At 61.4% G+C, this 26,139-nt stretch carries 24 protein-coding genes; 11 read left to right on the top strand and 13 right to left on the bottom strand.

From position 1 onward, the window contains the following. Positions 1 to 148: 148 nt before the first annotated feature. The 6 genes from Q0P52_RS13365 to Q0P52_RS13390 all read right to left on the bottom strand — a co-directional run bounded on the left by Q0P52_RS13365 (position 149) and on the right by Q0P52_RS13390 (position 7,497). Positions 149 to 1,045 carry a hydroxymethylglutaryl-CoA lyase gene (locus Q0P52_RS13365; RefSeq protein ID WP_293763242.1) on the bottom strand — a complete coding sequence of 299 codons (897 nt, stop codon included), beginning with the start codon at positions 1,043 to 1,045 and terminating at the stop codon, positions 149 to 151. Between the two features lie 31 nt (positions 1,046 to 1,076). After that, positions 1,077 to 3,032 carry an acetyl/propionyl/methylcrotonyl-CoA carboxylase subunit alpha gene (locus Q0P52_RS13370; RefSeq protein ID WP_293763240.1) on the bottom strand — a complete coding sequence of 652 codons (1,956 nt, stop codon included), beginning with the start codon at positions 3,030 to 3,032 and terminating at the stop codon, positions 1,077 to 1,079. Between the two features lie 10 nt (positions 3,033 to 3,042). Continuing rightward, positions 3,043 to 3,840, bottom strand: coding sequence for an enoyl-CoA hydratase/isomerase family protein (locus Q0P52_RS13375; protein WP_293763238.1), 798 nt, complete (start codon positions 3,838 to 3,840; stop codon positions 3,043 to 3,045). A gap of 10 nt (positions 3,841 to 3,850) precedes the next feature. Continuing rightward, positions 3,851 to 5,449 carry a carboxyl transferase domain-containing protein gene (locus Q0P52_RS13380; protein ID WP_293763236.1) on the bottom strand — a complete coding sequence of 533 codons (1,599 nt, stop codon included), beginning with the start codon at positions 5,447 to 5,449 and terminating at the stop codon, positions 3,851 to 3,853. 110 nt (positions 5,450 to 5,559) lie between these two features. Then, complete coding sequence (locus Q0P52_RS13385) at positions 5,560 to 6,732, bottom strand: isovaleryl-CoA dehydrogenase (RefSeq protein ID WP_366062400.1); 1,173 nt, start codon at positions 6,730 to 6,732, stop codon at positions 5,560 to 5,562. 360 nt (positions 6,733 to 7,092) lie between these two features. Further along, a complete protein-coding gene (locus tag Q0P52_RS13390) occupies positions 7,093 to 7,497 on the bottom strand; it encodes a MerR family DNA-binding transcriptional regulator (RefSeq protein ID WP_293763232.1) in 405 nt (134 codons plus the stop codon). A gap of 193 nt (positions 7,498 to 7,690) precedes the next feature. Between Q0P52_RS13390 and Q0P52_RS13395 the strand changes: the two genes are divergently transcribed. Together Q0P52_RS13395 and Q0P52_RS13400 are read left to right on the top strand one after the other, a co-directional pair. Beyond that, positions 7,691 to 9,379: an AMP-binding protein gene (locus Q0P52_RS13395; protein ID WP_293763230.1), complete on the top strand. Its 1,689-nt coding sequence runs from the start codon at positions 7,691 to 7,693 to the stop codon at positions 9,377 to 9,379. Positions 9,380 to 9,473: 94 nt separating this feature from the next. Next, positions 9,474 to 10,145, top strand: coding sequence for a UPF0149 family protein (locus Q0P52_RS13400; RefSeq protein WP_293763228.1), 672 nt, complete (start codon positions 9,474 to 9,476; stop codon positions 10,143 to 10,145). Positions 10,146 to 10,481: 336 nt separating this feature from the next. Here Q0P52_RS13400 and dcuC read toward each other — a convergent pair whose 3' ends face one another. Together dcuC and Q0P52_RS13410 are read right to left on the bottom strand one after the other, a co-directional pair. Then, positions 10,482 to 11,831, bottom strand: coding sequence for an anaerobic C4-dicarboxylate transporter DcuC (dcuC, locus tag Q0P52_RS13405; RefSeq protein ID WP_293763226.1), 1,350 nt, complete (start codon positions 11,829 to 11,831; stop codon positions 10,482 to 10,484). Between the two features lie 173 nt (positions 11,832 to 12,004). After that, the gene (locus tag Q0P52_RS13410; protein WP_293763224.1) at positions 12,005 to 13,789 is read right to left on the bottom strand and encodes an acyl-CoA dehydrogenase C-terminal domain-containing protein; all 1,785 of its coding nucleotides are present in this window, start codon (positions 13,787 to 13,789) and stop codon (positions 12,005 to 12,007) included. 180 nt (positions 13,790 to 13,969) lie between these two features. Between Q0P52_RS13410 and Q0P52_RS13415 the strand changes: the two genes are divergently transcribed. The 6 genes from Q0P52_RS13415 to Q0P52_RS13440 all read left to right on the top strand — a co-directional run bounded on the left by Q0P52_RS13415 (position 13,970) and on the right by Q0P52_RS13440 (position 20,635). Further along, entirely contained in the window at positions 13,970 to 14,527 is a 558-nt protein-coding gene (locus Q0P52_RS13415) for a DUF2062 domain-containing protein (RefSeq protein WP_293763222.1), read from the top strand. Then, on the top strand, positions 14,514 to 15,071 hold the full coding sequence (locus Q0P52_RS13420) for an NUDIX hydrolase (protein WP_293763220.1): 558 nt from the start codon (positions 14,514 to 14,516) through the stop codon (positions 15,069 to 15,071). Before Q0P52_RS13415 ends, Q0P52_RS13420 begins: the two co-directional genes overlap by 14 nt. After that, positions 15,058 to 15,375 carry a PilZ domain-containing protein gene (locus Q0P52_RS13425; protein ID WP_293763218.1) on the top strand — a complete coding sequence of 106 codons (318 nt, stop codon included), beginning with the start codon at positions 15,058 to 15,060 and terminating at the stop codon, positions 15,373 to 15,375. The genes Q0P52_RS13420 and Q0P52_RS13425 overlap by 14 nt, the downstream gene beginning before the upstream one ends. Positions 15,376 to 15,723: 348 nt before the next feature. Then, positions 15,724 to 17,652, top strand: a complete 1,929-nt coding sequence (locus Q0P52_RS13430) for a PrkA family serine protein kinase (RefSeq protein WP_293763217.1) — start codon at positions 15,724 to 15,726, stop codon at positions 17,650 to 17,652. Positions 17,653 to 17,816: 164 nt separating this feature from the next. Continuing rightward, a complete protein-coding gene (locus Q0P52_RS13435) occupies positions 17,817 to 19,091 on the top strand; it encodes a YeaH/YhbH family protein (protein WP_293763215.1) in 1,275 nt (424 codons plus the stop codon). Between the two features lie 29 nt (positions 19,092 to 19,120). Next, the gene (locus tag Q0P52_RS13440) at positions 19,121 to 20,635 is read left to right on the top strand and encodes a SpoVR family protein (RefSeq protein WP_293763213.1); all 1,515 of its coding nucleotides are present in this window, start codon (positions 19,121 to 19,123) and stop codon (positions 20,633 to 20,635) included. Positions 20,636 to 20,641: 6 nt separating this feature from the next. Here Q0P52_RS13440 and Q0P52_RS13445 read toward each other — a convergent pair whose 3' ends face one another. From Q0P52_RS13445 to bamE, 4 genes are read right to left on the bottom strand one after another with little or no spacing between them, the layout of a single operon-like run. Beyond that, positions 20,642 to 21,418: an ATP-binding cassette domain-containing protein gene (locus Q0P52_RS13445; protein WP_293763210.1), complete on the bottom strand. Its 777-nt coding sequence runs from the start codon at positions 21,416 to 21,418 to the stop codon at positions 20,642 to 20,644. Beyond that, positions 21,411 to 22,373 (bottom strand): iron ABC transporter permease, encoded by a 963-nt coding sequence (locus tag Q0P52_RS13450; RefSeq protein WP_293763208.1) that lies wholly within the window; start codon positions 22,371 to 22,373, stop codon positions 21,411 to 21,413. Before Q0P52_RS13450 ends, Q0P52_RS13445 begins: the two co-directional genes overlap by 8 nt. Positions 22,374 to 22,420: 47 nt before the next feature. After that, positions 22,421 to 23,227, bottom strand: coding sequence for a 4-hydroxy-tetrahydrodipicolinate reductase (dapB, locus tag Q0P52_RS13455; RefSeq protein ID WP_293763206.1), 807 nt, complete (start codon positions 23,225 to 23,227; stop codon positions 22,421 to 22,423). Further along, on the bottom strand, positions 23,224 to 23,634 hold the full coding sequence (gene bamE, locus Q0P52_RS13460) for an outer membrane protein assembly factor BamE (protein ID WP_293763204.1): 411 nt from the start codon (positions 23,632 to 23,634) through the stop codon (positions 23,224 to 23,226). The genes dapB and bamE overlap by 4 nt, the downstream gene beginning before the upstream one ends. A gap of 97 nt (positions 23,635 to 23,731) precedes the next feature. On the opposite strand from bamE, the gene fur reads away from it, so the two are divergent. From fur to Q0P52_RS13475, 3 genes are read left to right on the top strand one after another with little or no spacing between them, the layout of a single operon-like run. Next, positions 23,732 to 24,160: a ferric iron uptake transcriptional regulator gene (gene fur / locus Q0P52_RS13465; protein ID WP_293763202.1), complete on the top strand. Its 429-nt coding sequence runs from the start codon at positions 23,732 to 23,734 to the stop codon at positions 24,158 to 24,160. Continuing rightward, on the top strand, positions 24,160 to 24,861 hold the full coding sequence (aat, locus tag Q0P52_RS13470; RefSeq protein ID WP_293763200.1) for a leucyl/phenylalanyl-tRNA--protein transferase: 702 nt from the start codon (positions 24,160 to 24,162) through the stop codon (positions 24,859 to 24,861). Before fur ends, aat begins: the two co-directional genes overlap by 1 nt. After that, positions 24,848 to 25,570 (top strand): arginyltransferase, encoded by a 723-nt coding sequence (locus tag Q0P52_RS13475; RefSeq protein WP_293763198.1) that lies wholly within the window; start codon positions 24,848 to 24,850, stop codon positions 25,568 to 25,570. Before aat ends, Q0P52_RS13475 begins: the two co-directional genes overlap by 14 nt. 82 nt (positions 25,571 to 25,652) lie before the next feature. Here the strand turns inward: Q0P52_RS13475 and Q0P52_RS13480 are convergent, their stop codons facing one another. Next, entirely contained in the window at positions 25,653 to 26,120 is a 468-nt protein-coding gene (locus Q0P52_RS13480; RefSeq protein ID WP_293763196.1) for a hypothetical protein, read from the bottom strand. Positions 26,121 to 26,139: the final 19 nt, after the last annotated feature.

Raw genomic sequence — 26,139 nt, forward strand, 5'->3', positions numbered from 1 at the left:
GGTCTTTATCAGGAGCGGCTTGCATCCCCGGCCATGGCTTGCCCCGCTCAGGCGAGGGCGCGGCGCCAGGCGGGCTCGGCCGCTCCGCTGTGGCCGGCGATGACGGGTGCTGCGTCCGTCCCGACGGCTCTTGTCATGTGGATAAGGCTCAGACTTCAGGGCGACCAAGCGCCCGCGCAACGCGGGAGTCTGGCTCGCGGCCCAGCAGGCCGGCAACAAACCAGGTGGCCGCCACCAGTCGCGACAGATCAACGCCGGTGGCCACGCCCAGGCCCTGCATCAGGTAGACCACATCTTCCGTAGCCACATTGCCTGACGCTCCACGAGCATAAGGGCAGCCGCCCAGGCCGGCAACGGAAGAATCGAATGTCCTGAGGCCTGCGCCAAAAGACGCATGAATGTTGCTGATGGCCATGCCGTAAGTATCGTGAAAGTGGCCTGCCAACTGGTTCATTGGCACGAACTTGCTCACGGCCTCCAGCATGTCCAGCACCGTATTGGGTGTGCCCACGCCAATGGTGTCGCCCAGCGAGATTTCATAGCAGCCCATGTCGAGCAGGCGGGCGGCCACCTCCGCCACCTTGGCCGGTGCGATGCGACCCTCGTATGGGCAAGCCACCACGCAGGAAACATAGCCGCGCACCCGCACATTGTGCCGGCGGGCGGTGGCCATCACGCTGTCGAAGCGGGCCAGGCTCTCGGCGATGCTGGCGTTGATGTTTTTCTGGCTGAAGCTTTCGCTGGCGGCGCCAAACACGGCGATCTCTCTCACGCCAGCTTCCAGCGCTTGCTCCATGCCCTTGTCGTTGGGCACCAGCACCGGGTAGTTCACCGGCCCGGACAGCGGCAGCGCCTTGAGCACCGCCAGGCTGTCCGCCATCTGCGGCACCCATTTGGGCGAGACAAAGGCCCCGGCCTCGATGGTGTTAAGGCCGGCTTCGGCCAACTTGCGGATCAGCGCCAGCTTGTCGTTGGTGCCTACCGCCTGTTTTTCGTTTTGCAGGCCGTCGCGCGGGCCCACTTCCACCAGTTTTACCGTTTCCATATCGCCACCTTGCCTTGCTGCGCCTTGCTTGTCATGCCGCTTCGAAATCCACCAGTTCGTCGCCGTCGCACACTTGTTCGCCGGCGGCGAAGAAGCAGGCCTTTACGACGCCGTCGGCCGGCGCGCTGATGGTGTGCTCCATCTTCATGGCTTCCAGAATCAATAGCGGCTGGCCTTTTTCCACTTTGCTGCCGGCTGCGGCCAGCACCGCCACCACCCGGCCCGGCATCGGGGCCTTGAGATGGGTTTCACCGTGTAGTTCGGCGGCGGCTATGGCGAAGGGGTCGTGCCATTGCACACTGACGATGCCGTCTTCGGCAAACATCACCCGCTGCTTGCCGTGGCGCACCACGTCGGCTGTCAGGCGTTTGCCGTCCAGTATGGCGGTGAGGCGTTCGCCGACCAGTTCGGCTCGGGCCTGATACGACACCTCGCCTACGCGCACCAGAAAGTCGTCGCGCTGATGCGTCAGCGCCAGCGACCAGCGCTGGTCTTCCTGTTCAAACACCTGGCGGCTTTGCAGCTGACCATTCAAGCGCCAGCCAGAGGGCAGGTCGGAGGGGGAGGCCGTGGCCAGGGTTTCCGCCAGCGCCAACAGCGCCAGGCTTTGTGGCGTGGGAGCGGCCGGCGGCGGCAACAGATCGTCGTGATGACGGGCGATCAGGCCGGTATCCACCTCGCCGCTGGCAAAGCTGTGATGCCGTACGATGCGGCGCAGGAAGGGAATGTTGGTGCTGACTCCCACAACCTGATACTGGCCCAACGCGGCATCCAGTTGCGCCAGCGCCGCTTCGCGCGTGTCGCCCCAGACAATCAGCTTGGCGATCATCGGATCGTAAAACGGGGTGATGGTGTCGCCCTGCGTCACGCCGGTGTCTACCCGCACTTGCGCGGTTTCTTGCGGCGGCCGCAGGTGGATGAGCGTGCCGGTGGCTGGCAAGAAGCCTTTGTCCGGGTCTTCCGCGTAGATGCGGGCCTCGATGGCGTGACCGTGGATGCGCAGGGCGTCTTGCTGCAGCGGGAGCGGCTGGCCATTGGCCACCATCAGTTGCCAGGCCACCAGATCTTGCTCGGTGATCATTTCCGTTACCGGGTGCTCCACTTGCAGGCGGGTGTTCATTTCCATGAAGTAGAAACGGCCGCTGTCCACATCCATGATGAATTCCACCGTGCCGGCGCCCACATAGCCCACGGCGCGGGCGGCGGCGCAGGCGGCCTCGCCCATGGCGCGGCGGGTGTCGGCGGGCAGGTGAGGCGCGGGCGCTTCTTCCAGTACTTTCTGGTGGCGGCGCTGCACCGAGCAATCGCGCTCGAACAGATAAACGCAGCTGCCGTGCTGGTCGGCGAACACCTGGATTTCCACATGGCGCGGGCGGGTCAGGTATTTCTCCACCAGCACTTTGTCATCGCCGAAGCTGGCGCGGGCTTCGCGCTGGCAGGAGGCGAGGGCGGCGGCGAAATCGGCCGCCGCCTCCACGATGCGCATGCCCTTGCCACCGCCGCCGGCGCTGGCCTTGATCAACACCGGATAGCCGATGCCGTCGGCTTGCTGTTGCAGAAAGTCGGGCTGCTGATTGTCACCGTGATAACCGGGCACCAGCGGCACGGCTGCCGTTTCCATCAGTGCTTTGGCGGCGGATTTGCTGCCCATGGCGGCGATGGCGGCGGCCGGGGGGCCGATGAAGCTGATGCCGGCGTTGGCGCAGGCTTCGGCAAACCCTTCGTTTTCCGAGAGGAAACCGTAGCCGGGGTGAATGGCCTCCGCGCCGCTTTGGTGGGCAATGTCCAGAATCAGCTCGGCCTTGAGATAAGACTCTGCGGCTGGCGCCGGGCCGAGGCGCCAGGCCTCGTCGGCCATTTTGACGAAACGGGCGTCGGCGTCGGCATCGGAATACACAGCCACGGTGCGCATGCCCATTTGCCGTGCGGTCTTGATGACGCGGCAAGCAATTTCGCCGCGATTGGCGATGAGGATTTTCTTGAACATGGGGGCGTCCTTATTGTTCTTGCTGCCAGACGGGCGGACGTTTGTCGAAGAAGGCGGCCAGCCCTTCGCGGGCCTCGCGACCGACACGGGTGCCGGCGATGCGGCTGGCGGTATCGGCCAGCAGGTCATCGTCCCAGGGCGAGCCTTCATGCAGAGCCGCCAGCAGGTCTTTGGCTGCGGAGAGCGCTTGCGGGCCGCCTTGCGCCAGTTCGGCGGCGATGTGGGCTATGCGGGCGTCCAGTTCGGCTGCATCCACTACTTCGTGAACCAGACCGATGCGTGCTGCGGTGGCGGCGTCGACGCGTTCGGCGCTGAGGAAGTAGCGCCGCGCCTGCCGCCAGCCGATGGCGTCGGCCACATAGGGGCCGATGGTGGCGGGAATCAGCCCAAGTCGCACTTCGGTCAGCGCAAAGCGGGCGTTGGCAGTGGCGATAGCCACGTCGCAGACCGCGGTAAGACCGGTGCCGCCGGCCATGGCCGCGCCGTGAACGCGGGCGATGACCGGTTTTTTGCTGCGATAGATGGCTTTGAGCATGGCGGCCAGCTTGTTGGCGTCAGCCAGGTTTTCCGCTTCGCTGTAGCCGGCAGCGCGACGCATCCAGTCCAGGTCCGCGCCGGCGGAGAAGCTCTTGCCTCGCCCGGCCAGCACGATGACGCGTACGGTGTCGTCGGTTTGTAGTTGGCCGAAGGCCGATGTCAGCTCGGCAATCAGCGTTTCATTCATGGCGTTGTGCAGGTCGGGCCGGTTCATCCATACCGTGGCTACCTTGCCCTGATGTTCGATTTCCAGCGTGCTGTAACGGTTCATGGCCGGGTCCTTACAGGCGGAATACGCCGAAGCGGGTGGGTTCGATGGGGGCGGACAGCGCGGCGTCCAGCGCCATGGCGAGCACGTCGCGGGTCTGGGCCGGGTCGATCACGCCGTCGTCCCAGAGGCGGGCGCTGGCGTAGTAGGGGTGGCCCTGGCGTTCGTATTGCTCTCGCACCGGCGCTTTCAACGCTTCTTCTTGTTCGGCGGAGAAGGCGTCGCCCAGCTGCTCTTTCTTTACTTGCGCCAGCACGCCGGCGGCTTGTTCGCCGCCCATTACCGAGATGCGGCTGTTGGGCCACATCCAGAGGAAACGCGGCGAGTAAGCGCGGCCGCACATGCCGTAGTTGCCGGCACCGAAGCTGCCGCCGATCAGTACGGTGAACTTGGGCACGCGGGCGCAGGCCACGGCGGTGACCAGTTTGGCGCCGTCCTTGGCGATGCCGCCGTTTTCGTATTTCTTGCCCACCATGAAGCCGGTGATGTTTTGCAGGAAGATCAGCGGGATGCCTCGCTGGCAGCACAGTTCGACAAAGTGCGCGCCCTTGAGCGCGGATTCGGAAAACAGAATGCCGTTGTTGGCGATGATGCCTACCCGGTAGCCGTTGAGCCGGGCGAAGCCGGTGACCAGCGTGGCGCCGTAGTTTTGCTTGAATTCGTCGAAGTCCGAGTCATCCACCAGCCGGGCGATGATTTCGCGCACGTCGAACGGTTTTTTCGGATCCGCCGGAATCACGCCGTAAATGTCTTCCGGCGCGTAGCGCGGCGGGCGCGCGTCGGCGCGGTCCAGCCGGCCTTGTTTGCTCCAATTGAGATCGGCCACGATGCGGCGGGCGATGGACAGGGCATGGGCATCGTTTTGCGCCAGATGGTCGGCCACGCCCGAGATGCGGGTATGCACATCGCCGCCGCCCAGTTCTTCGGCCGACACTACCTCGCCGGTGGCGGCTTTCACCAGCGGCGGGCCGCCCAGGAAGATGGTGCCTTGTTCCTTGACGATGACGGTTTCGTCGCTCATGGCCGGTACGTAAGCGCCGCCGGCGGTGCAGCTGCCCATCACTACGGCGATTTGCGGAATGCCTTCGGCCGACAGGTTGGCCTGATTGAAGAAGATGCGGCCAAAGTGTTCCTTGTCGGGAAACACCTCATCCTGCAGTGGCAGGAAGGCGCCGCCGGAGTCCACCAAGTAGACGCAGGGCAGGCGGTTTTCCCGGGCGATTTCCTGCGCGCGCAGGTGCTTTTTCACCGTCATCGGGTAATAGGTGCCGCCTTTGACGGTGGCGTCGTTGGCGATGATCAGGCAGTCGATGCCGCTGATGCGGCCGATGCCGCTGATCAGGCTGGCGCCGGGCGCGTCGCCGCCGTACATCCCGTAGGCGGCCAGCTGCGACAGTTCCAGAAACGGTGCGCCGGGGTCCAGCAGCAGGTTGATGCGCTCGCGCGGCAGCAGCTTGCCCTTGGCGACATGCTTGTCGCGCGCCTTGTCACCGCCACCCTGCGCGGCCTGGGCCACCTTCTCTTCGAGATCGGCCACCAGCGCGCGCATGCGCTCGGCGTTGGCCTGGAAGTCGGCGGCGCGAGGCGAAAGTTTGGATTCGATGATGGGCATGATTTTAAGGAGTCGGTGATGTTGTGAATGGGGAGTGGTAGCGCCCGCTCCCCGTCATGTTTCAGCAGCGGGGGAGCAGGCATTTTATTTCCCACTCGCCGCCCCTGTATTCAGCGGGTTTCCGCCATCAGTTCGCGGCCGATCAGCCAGCGGCGGATTTCGCTGGTGCCGGCGCCGATTTCATACAACTTGGCGTCGCGCAGCAGGCGGCCGGCGGCGTATTCATTGATGTAACCGTTGCCGCCCAGGCACTGAATGGCGTCCAGCGCCATCTGGGTTGCGCCCTCGGCGGCATAGAGAATGGCACCGGCGGCGTCCTTGCGCGTCTGGCGGCCGGTTTCGCCGCGATCCAGTGCCTGACCCACCGCATACACATAGGCGCGGCTGGCGGACAGCTTGACGTACATGTCGGCCAGTTTGCCCTGCATGAGCTGGAAGTCGCCGATAGCCTGGCCGAACTGTTTGCGGTCGCTCAGATAGGGCACCACGATGTCCATGGCGGCTTGCATGATGCCCAAGGGGCCGGCCGCCAGTACGGCGCGTTCGTAATCCAGGCCGCTCATCAGCACTTTCACCCCATTGCCTTCGCCGCCCAGCACGTTTTCCGCCGGCACTTCGCAATCGTCAAAGAAAATGGGGTAGGTATTGGAGCCACGCATGCCCAGCTTGTCCAGCTTGCTGCCGTGGCTGAAGCCGGAAAAGCCTTTTTCCACGATGAAGGCGGTAATGCCTTTGGGGCCAGCATTGACGTCGGTCTTTGCATACACCACCAGGGTGTCGGCATCGCCGCCATTGGTGATCCACATCTTGCTGCCGTTGAGCACGTAGCGGTCGCCCTTCTTGTCGGCGCGCAACTTCATGCTGACCACATCGGAGCCGGCATTGGGTTCGGACATGGCCAAGGCACCGATATGCTCGCCGGAGATCAGCTTGGGCAGGTAGCGTTGTTTTTGCTCGGCGTTGCCGTTTTTGCGCAACTGATTGACGCAGAGATTGGAGTGCGCACCGTAGGAGAGCGCGACGGAGGCGGAGGCGCGGCTGATTTCTTCCATCACCAGCATGTGGGCGAGATAGCCCATATTGCTGCCGCCGTACTCTTCTTCCACGGTGATGCCCAAGAGGCCCATGTCGCCAAACTTGCGCCACAAATCGGCGGGAAACAGATTGTCGCGATCGATATCGGCGGCGCGGGGGGCGATTTCCGCATTGGCGAAGTCGTTCACGCTCTGGCGCAGCAGATCGTAGGTTTCACCGAAATCAAAACGCAGGCTGCTATACATGATGTTGTCTCCCGAAGTAAGCGCGGCTAACAAAAACCCGAATCCCGCCTGAGCATCGCAACTTTCCGTGCATCGGCCGGCATGTGCCGGACAGGCTCTGCGCGAGGCTTTGTTAGCCGCCCTGAGGTGGCGGCGCGGCATGGCGGCCAAGAGTCCGGCCGGTGACGACGCGCCATGCGTTGTCATGCCTTTATCTTCCATTACGCTTACGTAAACGTCAATACGATTTGATGAAAAAGCCCCTCCGTCAGAGGGGCGTTCAGCGTTTGCGCATGATTCCGCCGCGCCGCGATGGCAAATGATTGCAAGGGCAGGGAGGCGGCCCCGCCTGGCGCGGCATGATCGGCGCAGAGCTGCTGGCGCTCAGGCGGCGTGATCGCTCTTGGCGGTCATTTCGTCGAGCACGGTGCGGCAATGTTGTTCCAGCGCATCAATCTCCGCCAGCACGACGTCGATGTCCCGACGCTGCTCTTCCAGTTGCTCGCGTCGCGCCACCAACAGATGCAGCAGCTTCAGCGACTGGCTGGCTTCGCCTTTGGCGAGATCGTAAAGATCAATGATTTCACGAATTTCCGATAGCGACAGACCGATGCGCTTGCCGCGCAAAATCAGGCGCAGGCGAGCGCGGTCGCGGCGGGTGAAGACGCGCTGGCGGCCATCGCGCTCGGGCTCGATCAGGCCTTGTTCTTCATAGAAGCGGATGGTGCGCAGTGTGACGTCGAATTCCTGCGCCAGATCGGAAATGGTGAAAAGGTCTTGTTCTGTCATGGTATTGGCTCTCAATTGACGGTGATTGTAGCGTTTTTCCCACGCCATCTCACTCTTTGATATGCATTACGTTTACGTAATCGTCAACTTGTGGGATTAATGCAAAAAAACAGACCGCGACGGGGAGCGGCGTCAGCGCCCGGCACAGGGCGTCCCCAAGGGCAAAGAGACCACTCACAGGAGACGAGCAATCATGATGCACCCCAGTTATGTCCACGGCGCGAGCGAGCAAAAGCTCATCGGCCAGACCATCGGGCAGTTCTTCGACGAAGCCTGCGATACCCATGCCCGCCGCGAGGCGCTGGTGGTGCGCCATCAAGGCATACGCTGGACTTACGCCGAACTGCGCGATCAGGTGGACAGGCTGGCTTGCGGGCTCATCAGGCTGGGCCTGAAGCCGGGCGACCGCATCGGCATCTGGTCGCAGAACAACGCGGAGTGGGTGTTGACGCAGTTCGCCACAGCCAAGGCCGGACTGGTGATGGTGAACATCAACCCGGCCTATCGCCGCGCGGAGCTGGAATACGCACTCAACAAGGTAGGCTGTCGGGCGTTGATCCTGTCGCCCAGCTTCAAGAGCAGCAATTACATCGAGATGATTCAGGATCTGGCGCCGGAACTGGCCGGGGCGGAGCCGGGCCGTCTGCAGGCGCAACGTTTGCCGAAGCTGGAATGGGTGATCCGTATGGGTCAGCAGGCCACCCCGGGCATGCTGGGCTTCGCCGATCTGTTATCCGCTCCGGAGGCGGAAGAGAAAGCCGCCTTGCAGGCGCTGGGCGCGACGCTGCAGTTCGACGACGCCATCAATATCCAGTTCACCTCCGGCACCACGGGCAACCCCAAGGGCGCCACGCTGTCGCATCACAACATCCTCAATAATGCGTTCTTTGCGGGCGAGGCGATGCGCTTTGGCCCGAACGATCGCCTGTGCATCCCGGTACCGCTTTACCATTGCTTCGGCATGGTGCTGGGCACGCTTACCTGCCTCACTCACGGCTCCGCCATGGTGTTTCCGGCGGAAAGCTTTGACGCCCTGAGCGTGCTGGAAACCGTGCAACTGGAGCGTTGCACTGGTCTGCACGGCGTGCCGACCATGTTCATCGGCCTGCTGGATCATCCGCGTTTTGCCGAGTTTGACCTCTCCAGTTTGCGCACCGGCATCATGGCCGGCAGCCCGTGCCCCATTGAAGTGATGAAACGGGTGGCCACACTGATGCACATGTCGCAAGTCACCATCGGTTACGGTATGACCGAAACCAGCCCGCTCAGCTTCCAGAGCCGCACCGATACGCCGCTGGACAAGCGCGTGTCCACGGTAGGTCTCGTACATCCGCATGTGGAGGTAAAAATTGTCGACAACGATGGCCGCATCGTTGCGCATGGCGATACCGGCGAGCTGCTGACGCGCGGCTACTCGGTCATGCTGGGCTATTGGGACGACCCGGCCAAAACACAGGAAGCCATCGATGCCGCCGGCTGGATGCACACCGGCGACCTCGCGGTGATGGACGAACAGGGCTATGTCAACATCGTCGGCCGGGTAAAGGACATGGTGATTCGCGGCGGCGAGAACATCTATCCGCGCGAAGTGGAGGAGTTTCTCTATCGTCACCCGAAGATTCAGGACGTGCAGGTCATCGGCGTGCCGGATGATCGCTTTGGCGAAGAGTTGTGCGCCTGGATCCGCCTGCGGGATGATGAAACCGCTACCGAGGAAGACATCCGCGCCTTCTGCCAGGGTCAGATCGCCCATTACAAGATTCCGCGCTATATCGAGTTTGTCGACAGCTTCCCGATGACCATCACCGGCAAGATCCAGAAATTCGTCATGCGCCAGCAAATGAAGGAAAAGCTGGGCCTGGCCGATGCCCGCACCGCCTGACGTGGTACTGGGTCAAGCAAATGCAGAAAAGCCCCGCCAGCGCGGGGCTTTTTCGCTACAATGCGCGCAAATCCACCATAAGCAGGAGCGCATCATGACTGACATCGTATTCAACGACGCCGACCTCACCCGGCTGGAGCAGCTGTTGACCCCGCTCTCCGTCAGCGGCAGCACCATGCGCCCTGACGAGGCCCAGGGCTTCTTCGCCGCGCTGGCCAGCGGCCCGGACAGCGTGGACATCGACATGTGGTTGCCCGAAGTGCTGGGCGATGCGCCGGCTTTCGAAAACCCGGCGGATCTGGACGAACTCAAGGCGCTGTTGCAAAAGCTGTACGACGTCACCGCTCATGTATTGGCCGATGGCCGCGATCTGGACCTCATCCTGTACGCTGACGACGACGCCGACGATGAAGAGGCCGACTACTGGCCGTGGTGCAATGCCTACCTGTACGCGCTGGACGTGGTGGACACCGACTGGTTTGAGGCCGCCGACGACGAAGGCTTTGAAGACCTGCTGATGCCGATGCTGGTGTTGGGCGGCATGTTCGAGGAAGAAGAAGGCGAGGATCTGGTCTCCTTCACAGACGAAGAACAAAACCACTTCAAGGAACAGTTGGCCGAAGCGCTGGTGGCCGTCCATCGCTACTGGCGCGCCAAGGGCCAAGCGCCCAGCACGGTGCGCCGCGACGGCGACAAGGTAGGCCGCAACGACGTTTGCCCCTGCGGCAGCGGCAAGAAGTACAAGGCTTGCTGCGGTAAGAACTGATCTCTCCCGCACCCGTCAAAATGCCCCGTGGTTTTACGCGGGGCATTTTTTTTGTAGCGCCGGCATTACAGTCATCAGCAAAAAACATGCATGCCATGCAAGATTTGAATACAATGACGTCTGAGAGTACGAGCTCTCTTTTTTCATTCCTTTATTTGCCAGGCCCGAGGTGTCCCCTTCGGGCCGTTTTTTTGTGTTTTGGCTAACCTTGTAGGCGTTGATCCGACAGGCAAAAAAGCGATTACGGCGCCGGTTCAGCGTTCCGTTGTCGGCACGGCGCAGCGGCTGGCCTCAAGCTGCTTTCGCAGCCTGCCGTCGCCAGCCGCGAATGCGTACTCAGGCCGGCACCATCAACAGTGTTCCCGCCACCACCAGCACCAAGCCTGTCAGCACAGGTACCGAGGTGCGCTTGACGATTTCCATCGGACTGACCTCTCCCATGCCGGCGCAGGCCACCACCACGCCCGCTACCGGCGAGACGGTGCGGCCCAGGTTGGAGGCTTGCAGCATGGGGATGGCGAGAAAGGCGGGGTTAATGCCCGAGTGTGTCGCCAGTTTGGGGATCAATTCCACAAAGGCGTAGAAGGGCGCATTGCCTGAACCGGTGGTGAAGGCTGCCAGGGTGGTGATGATTACCAGCACTAGCATCAGTACCAGCGCGCCGGAGCCGAAGGACTGCGCCAGTTCAATCAACTTGGCGATGAAACCCACCGAAGACAAACCCTGAGCGAATACACCCGCCGCCACGATCAGCATCACCACGCCGGTGAAGGCTTCCCCCATGCCTTTGTATACGGCTTCCATTTCGGCAAACACGCGCTGCGCGTCGCGGTGGCGCGCAAACTCGATCACCGCCACCAACAGGATGCAGATCACCAGCACCGTGATGATGTTGAGTTGCGGCGCCAGCTTGCCGTTGAACAAGAGCACGCCGGCAATAGGCGTGAACGGCAGCAAAGCATAGAGCGCAGGTGCGCTGGTGTTCAGTTCGCTGGCGTCGCGCAGCACCGGTTCGCAGCCGGCTTTGCGGTCCAGATAGCGTTGCCAGAAGAAATGGCTGACGGCCATGCCTGCAATGGCCAGCAAGGAAATCGGCAGCGTGGTGCGGAAGGCGAAATCGATCAGCGGCATGCCGGAAGCTTGCGCAGCCATGACGACGTCGCCCGAGGTGGGAGACAGGATCAGGGCCGCCGGAGACGCGCAGATGGCGGCGGCCGCGCCGCGACTGATACCCATGTTCACCATCAGCGGAAACAGTGTGGCCATCAGCAGTACCCCCAGCCCGGTGGCGGAGGAAATCGCCAGCGACAGCAGGCAGGCCACCAGGTAAGTGGCCACCATCAACAGATAGGGAGAGCGGATGCGCGCCAGCGGTTTGGCCGCCAGCTTCACTACCACATCGTTGGCGCCGATGCGCGTCATGTACACGGCAAAACCACACAGCACCATGATCATCAGCCCAAGGTCGGCGGCGCGGGTGGACAGCAAGTATTTGACGAACTCCGCGATGTCGGTAGCGGCGTGGCCAGTGGTTTCCACTGATTTGGGCAAAATGTCGTGACCCAGCCCGGCGGCCATGCCCAGCAGGGCAAGCCCGCCCAGCATCAGTACGCCGGTAGGGGAGTAGCCCTTGAAGATGTAACGCCCCACCAGCAGCGTTATCAGAGCGCCTGTCAGCAGTTCCATGGCACACCTCTAATCAAAATATAATTAAACACTAATATAAATGAGAAGAAGGCCCATGGCATCGCTGATGGCGACAATCTTGATCCAGAACAAAGGCTTGGCGCAAAAAAAACGGCCCCAGCGGGCCGTGAACATGGAGTCGGACGTCCCGCCCGTTGCACGGGCGGCAACTGTCAGAAAGCGAAGTGCTCAGCGTCCAGCGCCATCAGTGGTTTGGCGCCGCTCTTGATGCGAGCCATCAGCGCATACACTTCGGGGAACAGCTTGGCCATGTAGAAGCGGCCGGTAGCAATCTTGGCCTGATAGAACGCGTCGTCGCCCTTGCCCAGGCTGGCTTGCGCCACTTCGGTCATGCGCGCCCACAGCCAGGCGTAGCTCAGATGGCCGATCACGCGCAGGTAGTCAGTGGCGGCGGCGCCGGCGGCGTCGCGGTCTTGCATGCTGGCCATGCCGATGCCCATCGTCAGTTCGCCCACATCCTTCAGCAACTGCGACAGCGGCTTGATGAACTCGCCCAGCTGTTCATTGCTCTCGTGGGTCTGGCAGAACTTGTGGATGATTTTGGTGAATTTGCGCAGCTTCTGACCTTGATCCATCAGCACTTTGCGGCCCAGCAGGTCGATAGCCTGAATGCCGTTGGTGCCTTCGTAGATTTGCGAAATGCGGCAGTCGCGCACCAGTTGCTCCATGCCCCATTCGCGGATGAAGCCGTGGCCGCCGAATACCTGCATGCCGAGGTTGGCCGCTTCAAAACCGTTGTCGGTCATGAAAGCCTTGGCCACCGGGGTCAGCAGCGCCACCAGATCCGCAGCGTCCTGACGGGCAGCTTCATCGGCGTGCTTGTCTTCGATGTCCAATTGCAGCGCCAGCAGGGCGGTCAGTGCGCGACCGGCTTCGGTGTAAGCCTTCTGCGTCAGCAGCATGCGACGCACGTCCGGGTGCACGATGATGGGGTCGGCCGGCTTGTCCGGGCACTTCGGCCCGGTCAGCGCGCGCATCTGCAGGCGTTCGCGGGCATAGGCCAGCGCGCCCTGGAAAGACGCCTCGCCAATACCCAGACCCTGCATGCCGCATCCCAGGCGCGCGGCGTTCATCATGGTGAACATGCAGGACAGGCCCTTGTTGGCCTCGCCAATCAGAAAACCCTTGGCGCCGTCCAGATTGATGACCGCAGTGGCATTGGCCTTGATGCCCATCTTGTGTTCCAGGCTGCCGCAGGCCACGCTGTTGCGGCTACCGTCGGCCAGGAATTTGGGCACGATGAACAGGGAAATGCCCTTCACGTCCTTGGGGGCATCCGGCAGACGCGCCAGCACCAGATGGATGATGTTGTCGGCCAGGTCGTGCTCGCCGGCGGAGATGAAAATCTTGGTGCCGCTAATGCTGTAGGAACCGTCGCCATTGGGTTCGGCCTTGCTCTTCAGCAAACCCAGGTCAGTGCCGCAGTGCGGCTCGGTCAGGCACATGGTGCCGGTCCAGTCGCCGGCCACCAGGTGCGGCAGGTATTCGTCTTTTTGCGCCGGCGTGCCGTGCGCGTGTATGGCGGCGTAGGCCCCATGGGACAGGCCCGGGTACATGGACCAGGCCACGTTGGCCGAACACTGCATTTCCATCACCGGGAAGGCCAGCGATTTGGGCATGCCCTGACCACCGTAGGCCGGATCGCAATCCAGCGCCGGAAAGCCCAGCTCGCAATACTGCTTGTAGGCTTCTTTGAAGCCCGGCGGGGTGGTGACGGCCTTGGTGGTGGGGTCGAACTGACAGCCTTCTTCATCGGCCTGACGATTCAGCGGCGCGAGTTCGGCTTCGCAGAACTGGGCGGCGGCTTCCAGATAGGAGCTGAAGATGTCCTGGGTGGCCTCTTCATAGCCCGGCAGGGTGGGAATCACTTCCTGAACGCGGATCAGCTCGTTGAGGACGAAGTCAAAATCACGCAGGGGGGCTTTGTAGGCAGGCATGCGGTCTCTCCTTGGTTGCGCCGCCCGGATTTTCCGGGTCGAATAGCCTTGTCTGGCGCCGACTGCTGTCGGCTTGTTTAATTCAAACGCTTGTTTAATTTATTCCGCCGGCTTTGACAAGCCCTTTCGCATGCCCCCTGTCCCTTTGTGGCATATCGACAACGGAGGTTTTCACCCCGCATGCGTTGCATCCGGACAACATTGCGGCGCGTCGGCGAGTACCGACACCGTCTCTTCGGCAAACCCGGCCTGCGCTGGCTGGCGCCTTGGCTCGATCATCCTGCCTGCTGGGCGATGAATCGCCGCAAGGTCGCTGGCGGCGTGGCACTGGGCCTCTTCACCGGGCTGATTCCGGGCCCGCCGAAACGGCTCAGCACGCTGGCGCTGGCGGTGTTGCTGCGGGTCAATCTACCTGCTGCGCTGTTAACCACGCTGTATAGCAACCCCTTCACCATCTTGCCTTTGTACTTTCTTGCGTTCTCGCTTGGGCGGCTGTTACTGGGAGACGCCGCTGCGGGTACAATGAGCCAGCCTCCTGACTGGCGGGCGCTGGCGCTCAGCGACTGGTCGCTGGCCATGGGCGGCTGGCTGTTGTCGCTGGGTTGGCCGTTGCTGCTAGGCCTGCTGGCAATGGGAAGCGGATTGGCGCTCGTCGGCTATGTGCTGGTGAGGGTGGCCTGGGGGCAGGCCGTGATTCATCGTTGGCAACACAGAAAGGCAAGTCGTGGATCTTGTTGAAAAGCAGCTCTCCAGCGAGCAGGTATATCAAGGCGGTTTTCTCAAGGTTCACAAGGACAGGGTGCGCTTGCCGGACGGCGCTGAAGCGCATCGCGAATACATCACCCATCCTGGCGCGGTGGCCGTGTTGGCCATGACAGAGGACGGGAAACTGATCATGGAGCGTCAGTATCGCTATCCGGCGGGCAGGGCGTTTCTTGAGATTCCCGCTGGCAAGCTGGACCCGGACGAAGCGCCGGAAAATACCGCGCGCCGCGAGTTGCTGGAAGAAACCGGCTATACCGCCGGTGAATGGATTTACCTGGGTACGGCCTACCCCTGCATCGGCTACTCCAATGAAAAGATCAGTTATTACCTGGCGCGGGGACTGGTGGCCGGCGAGCGGAGGCTGGACGAAGGCGAGTTTCTGGAAGTGCTCAGCATGCCGCTGACTGAGGTGTTTGATCTGGCCCTCACCGGTGACATCTGCGACAGCAAATCCATTGTCGGTCTGCACTGGCTGGCCGCCTATCTTGAGGGGAGGTTGCAGGGTGCCACCGTTTGATCCCTACAACGAGCGCCGTCGGGCGCGGCGGCTGCAAATGGGCTGCAAGGCACGCATCAAATCCTTGCATACCGGTGAAACCCACTACGGCGAATGCGTGGACCTATCGGTAGACGGCTTGTCGCTGCGCTCGTCTTATGTGCCGCAGTACGGTGAAAGACTGTCCATCATCGTACTGGCGCCCGCCATTGGCGGCTTGCCCGGCAAGCAGCTGGAAGCCGAGGTGGAGGTAAGGCGCTGCAACGAAATCCAGCGCGGGCTGATTTACGAAATCGGCGCCCGCATCATCGAGCGCAAGAGTTGATACATTTACTTGCATCCTGATACATAAATTTTCTTGGCCGGCTTACAAGCCGGCCTTTTTGCGTTAAGACGCTGATTTTCCAGAGAATCCAAATTTCCTGATAAAAAATTCCGTAAAATGACTATGGAATTTTCAGCGTAAATTTCAGGAAAAATTCAATAGAAACAGTGATTTGCTTTGCTGGCGAAATGGCTTGCGCCAACCTTGCATTTGCCTCGTGCGCCAGGCGGCTTGTGCTATACCCAGAAAAAGAGAACCCGAAAGGTAGTCAGTACTCTAATTCTGCAAGGGGGAACCGGGTGCGCCATGCACACCGAGCGCACCCCTGCATCCAGCCAGGAGAGAGCCATGCACCCGGATATCTTCAGTCACTACGCCTCCCGCTACGACAAGACCCGCGAAGAGGAATACACCATTCAGGAGTACCTGGAACTCTGCAAGAAGGATCCAGGCGCCTATGCCACGGCGGCCGAGCGCATGCTGGCCGCCATCGGCGAGCCTGAGCTGGTGGATACTCGCCACGACTCTCGCCTGTCGCGCATTTTTTCCAACAAGGTCATCAAGGTCTACCCGGCGTTCCGCGAGTTCTACGGTACGGAAGAGGTGATCGAGCAAGTGGTGGCCTACTTCCGTCACGCTGCACAAGGGCTGGAAGAGAAGAAACAGATTCTCTATCTGCTCGGGCCGGTGGGCGGCGGCAAGTCTTCCATCGCCGAAAAGCTGAAAGAGCTGATGGAGATGGTGCCCTTCTACTGCCTCAAGGGCAGCCCGGTGAACGACTCGCCGCTGGCGCTGTTCAATCTTGATGAAGACGGCGCCATTCTGGAAGAGGAATACGGCATTCCGCGCCGTTATCTCAAGACCATTCCCAGCCCGTGGGCGGTCAAGCGTCTGCATGAATACAATGGCGACATCGGCCAGTTCCGCGTGGTGAAACGCTATCCCTCGGTGCTGCGTCAAGTGGCGGTGGCCAAGACCGAACCGGGCGACGAAAACAACCAGGACATCTCTTCGCTGGTGGGCAAGGTGGATATCCGCAAGCTGGAGAAATACGCGCAGGACGACCCTGACGCCTACAGCTACTCCGGCGGCTTGTGCCTGGCCAATCAGGGCCTGCTCGAGTTCGTGGAAATGTTCAAGGCCCCGATCAAGGTGTTGCACCCGCTGTTGACCGCCACCCAGGAAGGCAACTTCAAGGGCACGGAAGGTTTTGGCGCCATTCCGTTTGAGGGCATCATCCTGGCCCACTCCAACGAGTCCGAATGGAAGCAGTTCCGCAACAACAAAAACAATGAGGCCTTCCTCGACCGTATCTACATCGTCAAGGTGCCGTATTGCCTGCGCGTTAACGACGAGATCAAGATCTACGACAAATTGATCCGCAACTCCTCGCTCTCCAGCGCGCCGTGCGCTCCCGGCACGCTGAAAATGATGGCCCAGTTTGCCATCCTGTCCCGCCTGAAAGAGCCGGAAAATTCCAGCATTTTCAGCAAGATGCAGGTATACGACGGCGATAATCTGAAAGACACGGATCCCAAGGCCAAGTCGCTGCAGGAATACCGCGACTACGCCGGCGTGGATGAGGGCATGAACGGCCTTTCCACCCGTTTTGCCTACAAGATCCTGTCCAAAGTGTTCAACTTCGACACCCAGGAAGTGGCCGCCAATCCGGTGCACCTGCTGTATGTGCTGGAACAGCAAGTAGAACGTGAGCAGTTCCCGGCGGAAACAGAGCAGAAGTACCTCACCTTTCTCAAGGAGTATCTGGCGCCCAAGTACGTGGAGTTCATCGGCAAGGAAATCCAGACCGCTTATCTGGAAAGTTATTCGGAGTACGGCCAGAACATTTTCGACCGCTACGTCACCTTCGCCGACTACTGGATTCAGGACCAGGAATACCGGGATCAGGATACCGGCGAGATCTTCGACCGCACTTCGCTGAATGCGGAGCTTGAAAAGATCGAGAAGCCGGCCGGCATTTCCAATCCGAAGGATTTCCGCAACGAGATCGTCAACTTCGTGCTGCGGGCCCGCGCCAACAACGGCGGCAAGAATCCCACCTGGACCAGTTACGAAAAGCTGCGCACGGTGATCGAGAAGAAGATGTTCTCCAACACCGAAGAGCTGCTGCCGGTGATCTCTTTCAACGCCAAAGCCAGCGTAGAGGACGCCAAGAAGCACGAGGACTTCGTCAACCGCATGGTGGAAAAGGGCTACACCGCCAAGCAGGTGCGTCTGTTGTGCGAATGGTATCTGCGCGTGCGCAAGTCGTCCTGACGCGGTCCATGCCCTGCATGGATCATTCCGGTGGCCGGCCCTGAAGGGGATAGCCTGCCATCCCTTCGGCCAACCTGCGGTGCTCAAGGTTGGCCGAAGGGATACCGCCGACGGCGGGTGGTCAAGCCCGTCGCCGCAAGGCACGAGACGAGAGCGAGGTTGCCATGTCGCACATCATAGACAGACGTCTGAACGGCAAGAACAAGTCCGCGGTCAACCGCGAACGGTTCCTGCGCCGTTTCAAGGCGCAAATCAAGGAAGCGGTCTCCCGCGCGGTGAAGGGCCGCAGCATCACCGACATCGAAAGCGGCGAGAAAGTCTCCATTCCGGTTAAGGATATTTCCGAACCGGTGTTCCACCATGGCCAGGGCGGGGTGCGCGAGCAGGTGCATCCGGGTAATGAAGAGTTCATTCGCGGCGATCGCATCGCCCGTCCTCAGGGCGGCGGCGGCGGCGGAGGGGGCGGCAAGGCCAGTCAGGATGGCGAGGGCGAAGATGATTTCGTCTTTGAGCTGTCGCGTGAAGAGTTTCTCAATGTTTTCTTCGACGATCTGGCCCTGCCCAATCTGATCAAGACCCAGCTGATGGGCGTTGAAGAGCTCAAGCCGGTGCGCGCCGGTTACACCAACGATGGCACGCCGGCCAATATCAGCATCGTGCGTTCCTTGCGCGGCGCGCTGGCGCGGCGGGTGGCCATGGCGGCACCCACCATGGCGCGCTTGGGCGAGGCGGAAGAAGAGCTGGACGAGTTGCTGGAAGACGATGAAGACAACACGCTGGAAGTGCGGGAGAAGCGCAAGCAGATTCACTCCCTGCGCGAAAAGGTGTCTAGCATTCCTTGGATCGATCCTTTCGACCTGCGCTACAACAATCGCGTCAAACAGCCCAAGCCCACCAGCCAGGCGGTTATGTTCTGCATCATGGACGTGTCCGGTTCGATGGATGAGCAAAAAAAGGACATGGCCAAGCGTTTCTTCATCCTGCTGTACCTGTTCTTGCAGCGCAATTACGACAAGATTGAAGTGGTGTTCATCCGTCACCATACCAGCGCTGTTGAGGTGAACGAGCACGACTTCTTCCATTCGCGCGAGTCGGGCGGCACGGTGGTGTCCTCCGCGCTCAATCTGATGGCGGACATTGTCAAGAAGCGTTACGCCGGCAGTGAGTGGAACATCTACGCGGCCCAGGCGTCGGACGGCGACAACTGGGACAGCGATTCGGCCAATTGCGGCCGCATCATGGAGGAAAACCTGCTGCCGTACTGCCAGTATTTCGCCTACATCGAAATCACCGAGGGCGAGCCGCAAAACCTTTGGTACGAGTACCTGAAGGTGAAAGAGCGGCAACGGCACTTTGCCATGCAGAAGATCCGCAACGCATCCGACATTTATCCGGTGTTCCGGGAGCTGTTCAAACGGCAGCCGAGCAACCGCGGCTGAGAGGCCGACCGGTCAAGGGGGACTGCAGCATGACACCCATTTCCACCGGGTCCGAATGGACCTTCGACCTGATAGACGAATACGACCGCAAGATCCGCGAGATCGCCGTGGGCGAGTACAAGCTGGATGCATACCCCGTCCAGCTGGAGGTGATTACCGCCGAGCAGATGATGGACGCCTACTCCTCGGTGGGCATGCCGGTGAATTACCACCACTGGAGCTTCGGCAAACACTTTGTCTCCACCGAAAAAAGCTACAAGCGCGGTCAGATGGGGCTGGCCTACGAGATCGTCATCAACTCCAACCCCTGCATCGCCTACCTCATGGAAGAAAACTCCATGACCATGCAGGCCTTGGTGATTGCCCACGCCGCCTACGGTCACAACAGCTTTTTCAAGGGCAATTACCTGTTTCGCGCCTGGACTGATGCCTCCGCCATTGTCGACTACCTGGTGTTCGCCAAGGCCTATATCAGCAAGTGCGAAGAGCGCTACGGGATTGATGCGGTGGAAGAGTTGCTGGACAGCTGCCATGCGCTGATGAATTACGGCGTAGACCGCTACAAGCGGCCGCAGAAACTGTCCATGGCCAAGGAGCAGGCACGGCAAGAGGAGCGCGAGCAATACCTGCAGATGCAGGTCAACGATCTTTGGCGCACCATTCCCAAACGTGAAAAAGACGACGCCAACAAGGCGCAGCCGCGCTTCCCGGCCGAGCCGCAGGAAAACCTGCTGTACTTCATCGAAAAATCCGCCCCCCTGCTGGAACCCTGGCAGCGGGAGGTAGTGCGCATCGTGCGCAAGGTGGCGCAGTATTTCTACCCGCAGCGGCAGACACAGGTGATGAACGAGGGTTGGGCCACCTTCTGGCACTACACCATTCTCAATCGCCTGTACGACAAGGGGCTGGTTACCGACGGCTTCATGATGGAATTCCTGCAGAGCCATACCAATGTGGTGTACCAGCCGCCGGTTACCGCGCGCTGGTACAACGGCATCAACCCCTATGCCCTGGGTTTTGCCATGTACCAGGACATCAAGCGCATTTGCGAGGCGCCTACCGACGAGGATCGCTACTGGTTTCCGGATCTGGCTGGCAGCAATTGGCGGGATTCGCTGGAATTCGCCATGAAGAACTTCAAGGACGAGAGCTTCATTTCCCAGTACCTGTCACCCAAGCTGATTCGCGATTTCCGTTTCTTTGCCATTCGCGACGACGATGAAGAAGACAAGCTGGAAGTGTCAGCCATTCACGATGAGGCGGGCTATCGCGACATTCGCGCCAAGTTGGCCGAACAATACAACCTCGGCTCGCGCGAACCCAACATCCAGGTGTGGTCGGTGAATGTGCGCGGCGATCGCAGCCTGATCCTGCGGCACACCATGCACAACCGCCGCCCGCTAGACGAAGGCAGCGCACAGGAGGTGCTCAAGCATGTGGGGCGGTTGTGGGCGTTTGACGTGAAGCTGGAAAGCGTGGATGCCGACGGCGTGGTCCGGCAAAGCTGGGAGGTGAAATCGACGCTGGACTCCTTGCACGCCTGAGCGGAGTTAGTGCCCGCTCATCGGTACGAAAGCCCGGACGCGCGCGTCCGGGCTGATTAATTCAGCCAGCGCCACGCCATAAATGGCCTCCAGCCGGTCTTTGCGCATCACTTCTGCAGCCGGGCCGAAAGCCTGGCTGCTTCCTGCCTTCAGCAGCATCACAGTATCGGCGTGGCGCAAGGCCAGGTTGAGATCGTGCAGCACCACCAGCACGCCGATGTCGTATTGGCGGGCAATGCGCTGCAATTGCGTCATCAAGCCGTCGGCGGCGGCAAAGTCCAGCGCTGCGGTGGGTTCATCCAGCAGGAGATAGCGTTCCGGGGCGCGGGAGGCCAACAACTGGCACAGCGTGCGAGCCAAATGTACGCGCTGGCGCTCGCCGCCTGACAAGCCCTGCAATCCGCGCGGCAATAAATCCTCCGTGCAGGTCAGCGCTACCGCTTCCCCGACCGCGGACTCGCCAGCGCTGGTCGGGTGGGCGTACAGCCCGGTGCGGATCAGGTCTGCCGCCGTCCAGCCTGCAGGGGCGGCCGGATGTTGCTCCATGACGGCGCGGTGAGCCGCCAGCGCCTTCGGCAAACCTTGATGAACGGTGATGTCCGCCATGCGCACCAGTCCGGCATCGGGTTTAGCATAGCCGGAAACAATATGCAGCAAGGTGCTTTTGCCCGCGCCGTTGGGGCCCAATACGGCGCACACCTCTCCCGTCCGCACGGTCAGGGAGACTTTATCCAATAGTTGGCGACCCTGGCGGCTCACGCTGACGTCGACGGCTTCAAGCATGGTGTTTGCCATCCTGTTGCAATAACCAGAGGAAGAAGGGCGCGCCGATCAGCGAGGTGATGACGCCTACCGGCAGCTCGGCGGGCGCAATCACGCTGCGCGCCAGCCAGTCGGCCAGCACGGTCAGCAGCGCGCCGGTCAGCGGGGCCGCCTGCAACAGTCGCTTCGCATCGCCGCCCACCAGTTGGCGGGTGAGATGGGGCGCCATCAGTCCGACAAAACCCACCATGCCGCAGGCCGCCACCACAAATCCGGCCGCCAGCGCAGCCAGCGTGGTGACCTGCCATTCTCCGCGTTTCACATCGAACCCAAGGTGGAAGGCGGCGTCGTTTCCCAGTTGCAACGCATTGAGCAACGGCCAGCGCCGATACAGCAGCAGCCAGACGGCGGGGGCGGCCAGCGCCAGCGTCAAGGCCTGTGGCCAGTCTGCGCCGGCAAAGCTGCCCATCAGCCAGAAGGTGACGCTGCGCAGCGCGCCGTCGGGCAGCAGGCTGATCAGCAAGGTGAGCAGGCTGCCCAGTATGGTACTGACGGCAAGGCCCGCCAGAATCAGCCGCACGCTGTCGCGATGGGCGCGACCCAGAAGGCGGATGGCCAGCAGCGCCAGCATGCCGCCGGCAAAGGCTGACATGAACACAGTACCCATGCCGGCGCCCAAGGCCAGCGCCAGAGCCGCCGCCAGGGCGGCACCGCTGTTGATGCCGATCAGGCCGGGTTCGGCCAAAGGGTTGCGAAAGCGTGCCTGCACCGCGCACCCGGCCGCGCTGAGCAAGGCCCCGGCCGCCGCGGCGGCGAGCACGCGCGGCAGGCGCAGTTCGCGGATCAGATGCCATTCCAGTGGCGGCAGACCAGCGCCGGACGCAAGTTGACCGAAGCCGTGGACGCCCAGCAAGGACAAGGCGGCGGTGGCGGTCAGCAGGATGGCGAGCGGAACAAGCAGCAGGATGGGCCGCATGAGAGAGGGAAGAAAGCAACGGGCCGGCGCAAGGCCGGCCCGAGGGCTTAACGCAAGCCCAGCACGTCCTGCATGTCGAACAGGCCGCGCGGTTGGGATTTCAGCCATTTGGCGGCGCGCACGGCACCATTGGCGAAGGTGGCGCGGCTGGAGGCCTTGTGAGTGATTTCCACGCGTTCGCCGATAGCGGCGAACAGCGCGGTATGGTCGCCCACCACGTCGCCGGCGCGCACGGTGGCGAAGCCGATAGTGTTGGGGTCTCGCTCGCCAGTGACGCCTTCGCGGCCGTAAACGGCGCAGGTTTTCAGGTCGCGGCCCAGCGCGTCGGCAATGACTTCACCCATGCGCAACGCAGTGCCGGACGGCGCATCCACCTTGTGGCGATGGTGCGCTTCGGTAATCTCGATGTCGTAGCCTTCATTCAGTACGCGGGCGGCCATGTCCAGCAGCTTGAAGGTGAGGTTGACCCCCACGCTGAAGTTGGGTGCGAATACCACGCCCACCTTTTCCGCCGCCGCCTTGATGGCGGCCTTGCCGGCGTCGTCGAAGCCGGTGGTGCCGATGATCATTTGCACGCCGCGCTCGACGCACAGCGACAGATGATGGAGGGTGCCTTCCGGACGAGTGAAGTCGATCACGCAATCAGCGCCATCCAGCGCGGTGGCGAAGTCGCTACCGATAAGCACGCCGGTTTGCTGACCAAGGAACAGGCCGGCATCCTGGCCGATGAAGCTGGAACCGTCGCGCTCGACAGCGGCATGCAAACGCGCGCCGGGGGTGGCGAGCACGGATTCGATCAGAGTGCGGCCCATGCGACCGGCGGCCCCGACGATGACAATGTTCAGGTCACTCATTGTTTGGCGGGTCCGGAAGCGTCTTGTTTGGCGGATTCTTGCGCCGGTGCGGAAGCGTCAGGCGGCAGGATGGCCTTCTCGGCCGGCTGGCTGTCGCCTTCGACGCGCACCATGGTGTCGCCTTCGAAGTACACCGTCAGCAGCTTGTTGCTGACCAGCTTGCCTTGCTTGGTGTCCTGATACGGATAATCCCAGCGGTTGGCGTGGAAGGCATCGGTCAACAACGGCGTGCCCAGCAAGAAGCGTACTTGCGAGCGGGTCATGCCCGGCTTCAGTTTGGCGACGGCGTCGGCGGTGACGTAATTGCCCTGCTGGATTTCCATCTTGTGCGGGGAGATCCAGTTAAGGGGATTCATGGAACTGCAGCCGGAGAGGGCGATGACGGCGGCGAAGATCAGGGCGCGCATGGGACTCCGAATGGGCTGAATGGATAATCTGGCGATGATTAGGCAAAGCCGTGAAAAGGCTTTATCATGATTCAAAATCGACCTAATTTATATCACGATGAGCAAAGCCAGTCACCTCAAAGATATCGGCCTCAAAGCCACCGGCCCCCGGCTGAAAATCCTCGACCTGTTCGAGATGGCCGACGATCGCCACATGTCCGCCGAAGATGTCTACCGCAAACTGCTTGCCGAGAACATCGATATCGGTCTTGCCACCATTTACCGCGTGCTGACGCAGTTCGAGCAGGCCGGCATTCTGGTGCGTCATCATTTCGAGTCGGGCAAGGCGGTATACGAGCTCAATCAGGGCGGCCATCACGACCACATGGTGTGCGTGAAGTGCGGCAGTGTGCAGGAATTCTTCGACCCTGAAATCGAAGCCCTGCAGGATCGCATCGCCGAGCAGCATGGTTTCCGCATTGCGGAGCATGCCCTCTACCTGTATGGCGAGTGTGCCAATTGCCTGCGCAAGGACGGCAAGAAGTAATGATTCCCTGGCTCGGCCCCGAGCCGGTGTTTCCTCCTGTGTCGCAAGCGCTTGCCGAGCCAGACGGGCTGCTGGCCGCCGGTGGCGACTTGTCGCCGGTGCGCTTGCTGACCGGCTACTCTCAAGGCATCTTCCCCTGGTTTGCCGAAGGCGAACCCATCCTCTGGTGGTCCCCATCGCACCGCATGGTGCTGTTCCCCGAAGAGCTCAAGCTCAGCCGATCGCTGAGCAAAACTTTGCGCAATCACCCGTATTCGGTGACGGTGGATGCTGCCTTTCCTGCTGTCATCGAAGCCTGCGCCGCACCGCGCCCCTATGCGGACGGCACCTGGATTACGCAAGCGATGATCGACGCTTATTGCCGCTTGCACGAACTGGGGCATGCACACTCGTTTGAAGTGTGGATGGACGGCGAACTGGCAGGTGGTCTGTATGGCGTGTCGCTGGGTAGGATGTTTTATGGCGAATCCATGTTCTCGCGCCGCACTGACGCCTCCAAGATCGCTTTCGCGCACATGGCGCGCCATCTGGGCGAGCAGGGCGTGGCGATGATTGATTGCCAGATGCACACGCCGCACCTAGCCCGCCTTGGCGCGAGAATGATTCCAAGGGGCGATTTTCTTGCTAACCTGAAGCATGCCTGTCGCCAGGCACCCCTGGACACTTTCTGGACCTATCGTTACAGCCATGAGTCATCGTGACGGCACCCAGGCCATTGCCATTCATTTTTACGCCACCGCGCCCTACGCCTGCAGTTATCTGGCGGGGAAGCAGGCGCGTTCACAGGTGGCCATTCCCGCAGAGGCCATTGATGCCAGTGTTTACAGCCAGCTGGTGAAGCTGGGTTTTCGCCGTAGCGGCTTCTATACCTACCGTCCTTATTGCGATGGTTGCCAGGCCTGCATCCCGGTACGCTTGCCGATAGAACGCTTTCAGCCGTCCCGTACGCAGAACAAGGCATTCCGTCGACTGGCGGACATTGAGGCGTCGCTGCAACCGCTGGTGTTTCGGGATGAGCACTATCGTCTTTATCAGCGTTACCAGCAGGCGAGACACGCGGGCGGCGGCATGTCCGAGGATAATAGCCAGCAGTACGCCGAATTCATTCTCAAGAGCGGCGTGGACAGTTTTCTGGCCGAATTCCGCCGGGATGGCGTATTGAAAATGGTCAGTCTGATCGACCGTCTGGATGACGGGTTGTCCGCGGTTTACACCTTTTACGAGCCGGATGAGCCGCAGGCCAGTTATGGCGTGTTCAATGTGCTGTGGCAGGTAGCCTTGGCGCGCGATTGGGGCCTGCCTTATGTGTATCTTGGCTACTGGATTGAGGATTGCCGCAAGATGTCTTACAAGTCCGGTTTTCGACCTTTGGAGCAATTGCGGGACGGGCGCTGGCAGGCCCTGGGGTAGAACCAGTTTGGCAAGCGAGGGGTGGCATAAAGAAAAACAGGCTGACTATGTCAGCCTGTTTTGTTTAGAGTCCGGACAGGATTCAGTTGGGCACGACGCGGTCGGAGCCGCCGCCGGAGAGCACTCGCACGCGCTGACCGGCGCTCAGGGCGATATCAGCCTCTTGCACGATGGACAGCATCTTGCCGGACTCATCCAATCGCACCGTGACTTCCAGCGCGTTCTTGCCGCCCATATTGCGTTGTGCTGCTTGTGCGCCGAGGCCGCCAGCCATGGCGCCGACGATCCCGGCGGCGATGGAGCCCTTGCCGCCGCCGATGCTGCTGCCGGCCAGACCGCCCAGCGCGGTGCCGCCCAGCGTGATCAGTTCGTTGTTCTGACCTTCCATCTTTACTTGGTTCACCGACACCACGGTACCAAAGCGTACGGTTTGCGCCTGGCGCATCTGGCTTTTGGAGTAGACCGCTGCGGAGTCGGACGAGGCGCAGCCGGTGAGCATGCCGGCCGACAGGGCTGCGATCAGCGCCATGCCTGCGTATTTGTTAACCATATTGTCCTCCTTGATTCGA

The sequence above is a fragment of the uncultured Aquitalea sp. genome, from assembly GCF_945957525.1.
Lineage (GTDB): Bacteria > Pseudomonadota > Gammaproteobacteria > Burkholderiales > Chromobacteriaceae > Aquitalea.